The organism is Alphaproteobacteria bacterium (assembly GCA_040905865.1).
GTDB lineage: Bacteria > Pseudomonadota > Alphaproteobacteria > UBA8366.
On the sequence record JBBDQU010000020.1, the window covers coordinates 1 to 9235 of the forward strand.

The window sequence follows — 9235 nt, forward strand, 5'->3', positions numbered from 1 at the left end:
CAAGCTGTTCGACCAGGGCCGGGGAGAGGTATTGCGCGAAGGCGCCGCGCACCTGTTTCTTCTCGGCGGCCTCTCGGGTGTAGTTGGCGAAGGTCAGCACCGAATACAGCGCCATGGTGACAACGCCGGGATAGGTCACGTCGATCAGCGTGAGGTGTTCCGAATACAGATACCAGCTGCCGCCCAGAAGGGCGGCGCCCGCCACGGAGACTCCGGCGAGGGTCAGCATCGGGCCCAGCCGCGGGATGAAGATGATCATGAAGAGACCAGCGAACAGGATCATCGAAATTTCGACGGCGTCCGCGAAATAGGGGTACTTCAGGTAAAAATCGAAATCGACGACCTCCAGTTTCTCATTGTTTATCTTCGCGGCCAGCGCCTGGTATTCGGGCGACTTCTCATCCAGCCCGCGCTCCTTGGCTTCGGCCAGTCCCGCCTGGACGATTTCGTCCTGCTTCTGGACACGGGCATTGGTCGCGCCGATGATGTTTTCCAGGATGTTTGCGTGGACTTCCACCCCGGGCAGCCGGGGCGCGATCGGCGTCGCCCGGATATCGAGCAGCCCGACGGAGGATGTGCCAAGGATGAACAGCTTTCCGGCCAGCCGCTCCCTGGGCACTTTGCCGTTTATGACATCGGAGGCGGAAATATACAGACGGCCTTCGTTATTCCTGGTGTTGTACGGGGCGGGTTTCGAAAAATGGACCCAGATGCGCCCGTTCCGGTCCGTCGGAATGCTGTATCCCGGCTGGCCGATGCGCTGGATGATGATATCCGAAATCCCCGCCGGATCGCGGCGGACAAAGACGCCGGAGCCCCCCAGGGCGACGCGCAACAACTCGATGGACAGCGCCGGCCGGATTTCCTCGCCGACGCGCGAAATGAGGGGGACGCGACGCACCACGCCGTCCGGTTCCTCGCCCACCGAGAAGATGCCGTGCCCGCTGGCGGCTTTTTCAAGCTCCGGAACGTTGCCCATGAAGGCCGTATAATTGGGCGCGATAAAGGCGTATGGAAATCCGTCGCCGACGCCGACAACCCCCTTGATGACCGACTTGAACGTCGGCGGCAGCTTGCCGTCCGGTAACGGGTTGTTGAGGCCCACCTGGCCGACAACGGTCGGGAGGCGCCGCATCGCGGCCGCGAGGACGTCGTCGTTGCTGGGCAGCGATTTCAGTTTCGAAACAGTCTGATTGTCGATACCCCGAATGGAATTGGCGATCAGCGCGGGCGAGGTCCGGTCGTGCTCCGGGAACACCATATCGAAGGCGATACCGGCGGCGCCCGCATCGGCCAGCCTGTTCAGCAGGTCGGCAATGATCGTCCGGGGCCACGGCCATTGACCGATTTCGAACAGACTTTTTTCGTCGAGATCGATAATGCCGACGGGGAGGGCCTGTTCGGGCCTGGGCTGCAGTTTCTGATAAACGTCAAAGGTCTTCACCCGGACCCACTCGACCCACTCGAAATCCAGATGCCGCCCTTCTATGCCGAGGGCGAGAACCGCCAGGGCAATAATCGTGGACGCTTTCAGTTTCCACCACGGACCACGACTGCCGCGGCGGGAGAATCCGCCGCCGATTCTGCGGCCGAGGTCGCCAATGCGCTCCGACAGGCCAGACTTTTCGTTGCCGTCACGGAAATTGGCAGTTGCAACCATCGGTGCCCACGTTGTCGATTCTTCCCCTGCGAAAGAAGGTTAACATGATTCCATGCAAAATCGGCATAAAACCACACCCTCCTGTATCATACTGCCCGGCGGGTGGTTAACGTCCGGTTAAGGTTTCATTGCCTCGATCACCATGGATTCATAGGCGTTGAGTTCCGGTTGTCCCACGGTTTCACCATGTTTTTCAATACCCGCTAGGTGCGGATCGGAGCTTTCGCCGACAGGGCAGGCCGCCAGATCCGTAAACCCGACCTGGGTCAGGACGGCGGCAAGCACGTTCTGGTCGTAAATGAACCGGTGGCCCCAGTTGTAGAACAGGTTGTTGAGGATGAGAGTTGGATTGTAACCCGTTGAGTGACCGATAAAGGCGCGGTTTATCCAGTCCACGTAGCGTTTCTGCAATGCGCTGGGTTCGGCCGTATAAAGCGCCAGAAGGCGGCGGATATCGGGCGTCGACAGGCGGATTTTTCCGCCGATTTTCAAGATACGATGACATTCCTGCAGCATGCGGAGCCCTTCGGGCAGGGTCATGTGCTCGATGACATGTTCACCGGCGATATAATCGAAACTGGAATCGTCGAAGGGGAAGGGACGGGTCATGTCCAGCGCCATAACCGCCCCGGAAACCGGCGCGATATCCGTGTTGAGCCATCCGGGGAGGATGTTGCCGCCGGCGCCGAGATGCAGTTTTCGGGTCAGATTGGACAACAGGTACTCGTTGATCTTCGCGTTCCGGTGTGCGAAGGGCGCAGCCTGCCCCTTTTGCGGGACCGAAACCTTCAGGCCGCGCCGGGCCAGCATTTTGTCCCGTACAGGCTGTGCGCCGGAATCGGGATTGATGACGTAATATACGCTGGGGCGTTTCGTCCATGCGGTAGAATGCTGGTTTTTCAAGGCATTGAAGACGTTCCGGTCTTCGCCGCTGCCATCGCGGAGCAGCGGGATCGACCATTGCGGCAGGACAAAGTGGCAGCGCGTCTTGTCGATCAGCAGGCAGTTCGAATCGACAAACCCGCCCAGTTTTTCGGCATAAATGCCGCGCGCCGGTCCAATGGATTCGAAATCATCGGCACACAGAACCTCCTGTGTTCCCTGATCGACGAACCAGCGGTAGGTGAAGGCCCAGTCAAAGCCTTCGACCGCCTGCAGCAGGTCCGAAATGTGATGCGGCGCCCACCAGTTGTCATCGTCGAGATAGGCCAGGTGGCGGCTGTTCGCGGCGTAGCTCAAAACCGTGCGGAGCGAGCCGCTATAGGCGTTGTGGTAAATCCCGCCATGGACCTGGGCCGTCGAATAACCGGGATCGAAGATCGTGATCGCCATGCGATCCGGGCATTCCGCAGAAAGCTGGCGCAGGATATCCCTGTCCCCGCGGGCGACATCGACGCCGATCAGGATCTGAATGCGGCCGGGCCAATCCTGGGTAAAGACGGAACGAACAGCGCGGGGCAGGGTGTCGCGCAGGACGGTCGGTATGATGACGGCGGCGTCAAAGAGGGGCTGCAGCGACCCGGTAATCGCCGGCGGTCCGAAGGTGCCAATGCCGCAGTCGCTCACATCATCCCAGCCTTCCCGCACCGGCCGTTACGCCGGTCAGGCCGCCTCGGCGTTGATGGTGACACTGTTGTCCACGTAGACCTGTGCGTCATGCGAGACGCTCTGGTAGACCGAATAGCCGTTGTCGCCGATGGTCACGCTGCCCGTGTTGTTCCAGCTGTCCTGGAAATTAACGGAGTCCCCGGCGTCGCCCTCGATGATCAGGCTGTGCGACGTGCCGGTTTCGGCATTTATACCGCTGGTTGCGGCAAATGCGATGCGGGAATCCAGTAACAGTGCATTATCGCCCGAGCCGGTGAGATCGAGCGCTTCGATACTGCTGAACTGGTCGCCGCGCAGCGCGGTCAGGTCGAAACTTTCACCGGCGCCGTCGAAGGTGATGAGATCGAACCCGTTGCCGCCATCGACCCGGCCGAAGCTGGTGTCCCGGACAATGAAGAGATCGTCGCCATCGCCGCCATGCATCAGGTCATCGCCGCCATTGCTCACGATGGTATCGTTGCCGTCGCCGGCCGAAAAAACGTCATTGCCGCCGCCGCCGGTCAGGGTATTGTCGCCGCCATCGCCCTGATGCGTTACCGCAACGCCGGTCAGGGTGATGCCGGTCGCCGATTGGTCGGCGTCGATGACAACGCCGCCGCCGACATCCAGGCCGTTGATTTCATGGAAACTGCCATTCAACTGCCCGGCACTGACGACCGCGAAGCTGTCGCCGATATCGACGGCGAAATCGTCGATCTGTTCCACCGTCATCGTGCCGGCCAGATCCATGATTCCGGTGACGTTGTAGACGTCGAATTCCGTCGCGGGCGCGAGGCCCGCCAGTTCGGTGATCATGTGCGAGGAATCGCCGCGCGTGACGTTGCCGCCGATGGTGATCTCGCCTGGTGACGCGCCGGTGTTGTCGGTGCCGTTCTGCGTGAATGTGCCGTTCGTACCGAGGGAGATGGTGCCAAAACCGGACAGCGTGCCGCTGGTATCGTTCAGGAACTCGCCTTCCTGCACGGTAATAAGCTCGAAGGTATTGAGGATGAAATTGCCGTTATTGGTAAAGACACCGGCGCCGCCCATGTCGAAGGTGGCGGCGGAACTGATGGTCATGACGCCGCCAACCAGGTTCTCGCTGGCGTCCGCGATATTGAACGTGTTGGTGCCGGCGCCGGCCAGCGTTATGTCGCCGGTATTGGTGAATTCCAGGGCCAGACCGGCGCCGTCGTTGAAATTGATTTCCGACTGGTTCGTCAGCGTGCCCGGCCCGGTGATCGTGCCGCCATTCAGATTGAACGCAACCTCGGTATCGTCATGGACGTAATTGACGTCGGCCGCGATGTTGAATTCCGTATCGATATTGACCGCATGTCCGATCCCGCCGCCGACGGTCAGCGAACCGCCGTTCCGCATCGACAGGGTACCGCCGATGACATCGAGGGTACCGTTGTCGCCCGGCCCGATATCGATCTGGCCGGCATTGGCGAGCACGCCGCCCTCGAAGGTCAATGTATGGAAGCCATTGATCTGGATCAGGCCGTCATTGGTGAAGGTGCCGTTATTGGTCATCTCGATACGGTTCGGGATGTCCTCCGCGCGCAGGGTCGCGCCGGTCACATTGTCGAAGGTATCGGTCGTGATCGTGCCGTTGAAATTCAGCTGGACGAAACCGCGATTGATGAAATGCCCGATGCCGATCTGGTCGCTGGTCAGTTGCAGCGTCGTGCCGTTGTCGATCGTACCGGTACCGGTCGTGATGACGCCGCCAAACGTATCGAGGTCGATCTGGGCGCCGCTTTTAAACACAAGCGCGCCGCCGATATCCAATACGCCGCCAAGGGTGGCGGTACCGTTGGCGGCGCTGCTCTGCACGAAGGTCAGGTCGATTGTGTCGTCCTGCAGTGTAATATCAGACGCGCTCTGGTTGACGATGCTCCCGGCGCCGGTCAAAGTCGCACTGCCCGCGAGATCGATGGCGCCCCCCGTCTGATTGAAGACAGTTCCATCGAAGTTGAGCTGCCCGTCGGAACTATCGATCACACCGGAATTGACGATGTCCAGCGCGACATTCCCGCTCGCATTAACGCCCAGCGTTGTCCCGGCGCCCAGCGTCAGCGTACCGGCACCATCCAGAGTGCCGCCGGTGCCGCCGAAACCGACATCGATTTTCGCGCCCGCCGTCGTCAGGGCGAGGTCCAGATTCTGCGTAAACGTGCCGCCCGAGGTGATCAGCAGTTCGCCGCCGCCAAAGTCCAGGACGCCGTTATTGATAATCCGGTTGTCCAATTCCACGACAAAGCTGCCGGAATTGTTCAGGGTTATCGTGCCTGCGGCTTCATTCGTCAGGAAATTTGTCGTCCCGGAGCCTTGGCCAAAAGACAGGCGGCTTGCGTCGCTGATATCGATTGTGCCGGTATTCGATATGTCTCCGAATCCGGTCTGGAAGAAAAAATTGTTGATATCGAGCAGACCGGTATTGACGATATTGCCGAACATGTTCGGTGCGGCTCCGGCAACGCCGTCGATCTGAATCGTGCCGGCATTCGTCAGCGTCTGCCCGTCGAAGCGAAGGACACCGGTTGCGGATGAGTTGTTTGTGTTTACCGCAATCAGGCCAAGGTTTGTAATGTCCGTGGCCAGGTCGACGAAGGCGACTCCGTTATCGCCATTCAGCAGCATCGTGCCGCCGACTTCATTGGTGAAACCGGCGCCCGAGCCAATGGTGTAAGTGCCGGCATTGAACGTCATGTCGCCGGTATTCGTAAACGTCGCGACGCTGATCAGGCCGCTGCTCAAAAAAGCGAGGCTGCTGTCGTTTGTGATGGTCCCGCCACCGGCAATGTCGCCATTGGTGAGCTCAATCGACGGACCGCCGCTGCCCAGCAGGAAATCGACGCCGGCGCCGATATTGAGCTCGGAGGCCAGGGTTACCGAACCGGATCCGGTGAGCGTGCCGCCATCCAGTAACGACAATGTGCCGCCCAGAATGGCGAGTTCACCGCCGTCGCCGATATTGATGACGCCGGAATTCTCCAGCACGCCGTCCAGGAAGTCGAAATTACTGAAGCTCAGGATATCGATAAGCCCGGCATTCGTTGCCGTTTCGCCGACCTCCATGTCGATGGCGCCGCCGCCGTCCAGTCCGACCTCAAATGTTCCCGTCACGGTGTTGATGATCTCGGACCCGGTGAGGGTCACATCGCCGAAACCAATACGTCCTTCATTGACGACATGGAGGACATCGATGTCGCGGCTGAAAATGTCGAAATCGTTCTGGTTGACCAGCGTGCCGACTCCACCCAGAACGTCGACGCCATAGGAAATCGATGCGGCGGCGCCGAGTTGCAGCACCCCGTCCACGGTAACGTTGCCGACTATGTCGAGGTCGCCAGCCTGCTGCACGAAGCTGGCCGCGACAATGTCACCGTTCAATGTCAGGGTGCCGAGGCTGAGATAGGTTCCGGCGCCGGCAAGTAACTTGCTGCCGGAAAGGTCGATGGTACCCAAATCGTTCAGGGTGAGCGTTCCGTCAACTGTGTATTTGCCGTCCGTCGTGGTGATATTGGCCGCATTGATCGTGTCGATGCCCAGGATGCCGCCGGAAAATTCGATATTGCCCTGGTTGGTGAGCGTTCCCGCGCCGGTCAGTGCCGCCGGTCCGGCGCCCGTGCCAAGGCCGATGATCCGCCCCGCCAGCAGGGTGAAATCTGTATCGAGCGCGAGGTCGGTCTCCTCGATCAGGTCGATTCGTGACCCGGAGGCTATTTGCAGGTTCGTGCCGGCGGCCAGCGTGGCGGCCGTATCGGTCAGTGTCAGGTCCCCATCGACCACGAGTGTTCCGGTGTTCTGGAAAACATGCCCGGTGGCGCCGATGTCGCCGATATCCAGTGTCGCACCGGCTTCAATCTGAATGACGCCGGCATTGGTGATGTCGGTTGCGATGGTCGCGGATCCGTGCGCTATGAGCGTCGAGGCGGACTGTATGGTAAGAGTGCCTGTCCCGGAAAAATTGCTGGTGCTGAAGTTAACAACGCCATTGGTCACGAAGGCGGAAGCGATATTGCTGAATGTGTCGATGAAGTCGGCGCCGGATACGGTGCCGGCTTCGAAGTCGACCTGGACACCGGAAATTGCGTCATAGATCAGGGTGTTGACGCCGCTGCCGCCATCGATCTGGTCATTGCCGCCGCTGCCGAAAATCGTGTCGTTGCCGCCGCCGCCATTGAGGAAGTCGTTGCCGCCGGAACCGCGAATCGCGTCATCGGCGGAACCGCCGGTAAAGGCCTCGAAAGCGGAAAACGTGTCGGTGACGAGGCCGGAGAGCGTGCCGCTTGATACGGTTCCCGCGCCCAGATCGACGGTGAGCGCCGATGTGACGGGCGCATAGGAAAGCGAATCGTTCCCCGAGCCGCCACTAAAGAACATGCCGCCGACGCTGCCGACGACGAAGCTGTCAGCGCCGGCACCGCCGGTGATGGCTTCGATATTCTGAAAGCTGTCGCTGTAGATTTCCAGGCCCGTGGCCGATCCGGACTTCGGGGTACTTGACACGGAAACTGTGATGCCGAGCGATGTGCTGGTGTAGAGGAGCGTATCGAAGTCGGCGCCGCCGTCATACGAATCGTTGCCTCCGCCCGATCCCGCGATCAGGATATCGTTCCCGACGCCGCCGGAAACCACATCGTTCCCGGCGCCGCCTGTCAGGATGTCGTTGCCCCCACCGCCGTTCAGGACATCGTCGAAATTGCTGCCGATGATGATGTTGTTGCCGTCGCCGCCGGTGAAGGTGACGGGCGTTGAACTGGCGCTGAAGTTGAACACCGGATTCGGGTCCGGTGGCGGCGGCGGTGGTGGCGGCGGTGGCGGTGGCGGCGGCGGCGGTGGCGGTGCGGCGGGTATGATGGTCGGTAGGACAATTGGCGGCAGGACTGGTACGAGCGGGACTTCCGCCGGCGGCGCTACCGGTGCCGGCACCACGACGGCAACCTCAACCGGCGCTTCTCCTCCGCCGCCGCCATCGCCGCCTTCTCCGCTATCACCGTCCTCGCCGCCATCCTCGCCACCGGCTTCCGTTGAGTCGTCCGAGGGCTCCTCGCCATTTTCGCCGGGCGTATTGTTCTGTCCGCTGTTGTTCGAACCGCTGGTGTAATTGGAGACGCCGCTGACCGAGTTATAGGCGCTGTTCAACTGGTCCGTCGTATACACCACCGGCGGGCTCGGCGGGGCCAGGAAATTGGTGATGACCGTGGTCGCGTTGGCCTGGTTCATCACCACCACGCCGCCCTGGGTGGAGATCGCGATCTCGCCGTCGATGACCGTGAATTTGCTTTCCTCGCCGGCCGGGCGCACGTCGCCCGCGACCTTGGTGCCGCGGATGCCGATGGTGGCGACCGGCGTCGTCACCGTCATCTGGGTATTGTCGGTGTGGGCGATCTGGCCGCTGACGAAGACGAAGACGCCCTTCAGCACCGAAAACGACGACGACCCGGTCTGGGTCGCCGGGTTGTAGACCATCTCGTCCAGCGCCAGGCGCGCATCCGCGCCCAGGGCGAAGGTCGTGTCGTCCACGAAGATCATGTTGACCGCGCCGCCGGCGGCGGTTTCGATTACATCGCCCTGGAACACCGGGTCGCCGGCGGAAAGCCGCACCCGCGTGCCGTCGGCGCGCACCGCGAAGACCTGGCCCGTGAGATCGGTGACCTGGCCGATGGGTTCGGCGTTCTGGGCGAGTTGCCCGGCCTGGGCGTACTGGCCTGCGGCTTCCGGTGGGGTGAAGGAATCGACCATGGCCGGGGTCAGCCGGCCGCCTTCCGGCGTCAGCAGGTCGGGCGGCGGGTCGAGCCGGAAATAGCCCTCGACGACGACTGTCCTGCCGTCGGGCGCGGCCAGGACAAGATCGTCGCCCTGCTGCCGGTACGCGGCGTCGCTGGCGATCCGCCCGTCCGGCAGCATCACCGGCGCATCGGCAGGGCCCCGAACTCAGGTTAACGCTGTTTACGTGTTTCCGTTGGCGTGATTCTC

At 61.3% G+C, this 9235-nt stretch carries 3 protein-coding genes; all 3 read right to left on the reverse strand.

Annotated elements, in window-relative coordinates; all coding sequences use genetic code 11:
* A partial coding sequence (locus tag WD767_04145; protein MEX2615266.1) for a CHASE2 domain-containing protein occupies positions 1 to 1660 on the reverse strand: 1660 nt, incomplete at its 3' end.
* 117 nt (positions 1661 to 1777) lie between these two features.
* Complete coding sequence (locus WD767_04150) at positions 1778 to 3226, reverse strand: methyltransferase domain-containing protein (GenBank protein MEX2615267.1); 1449 nt, start codon at positions 3224 to 3226, stop codon at positions 1778 to 1780.
* 36 nt (positions 3227 to 3262) lie between these two features.
* Positions 3263 to 9166: a FecR domain-containing protein gene (locus WD767_04155; protein ID MEX2615268.1), complete on the reverse strand. Its 5904-nt coding sequence runs from the start codon at positions 9164 to 9166 to the stop codon at positions 3263 to 3265.
* Positions 9167 to 9235: the final 69 nt, after the last annotated feature.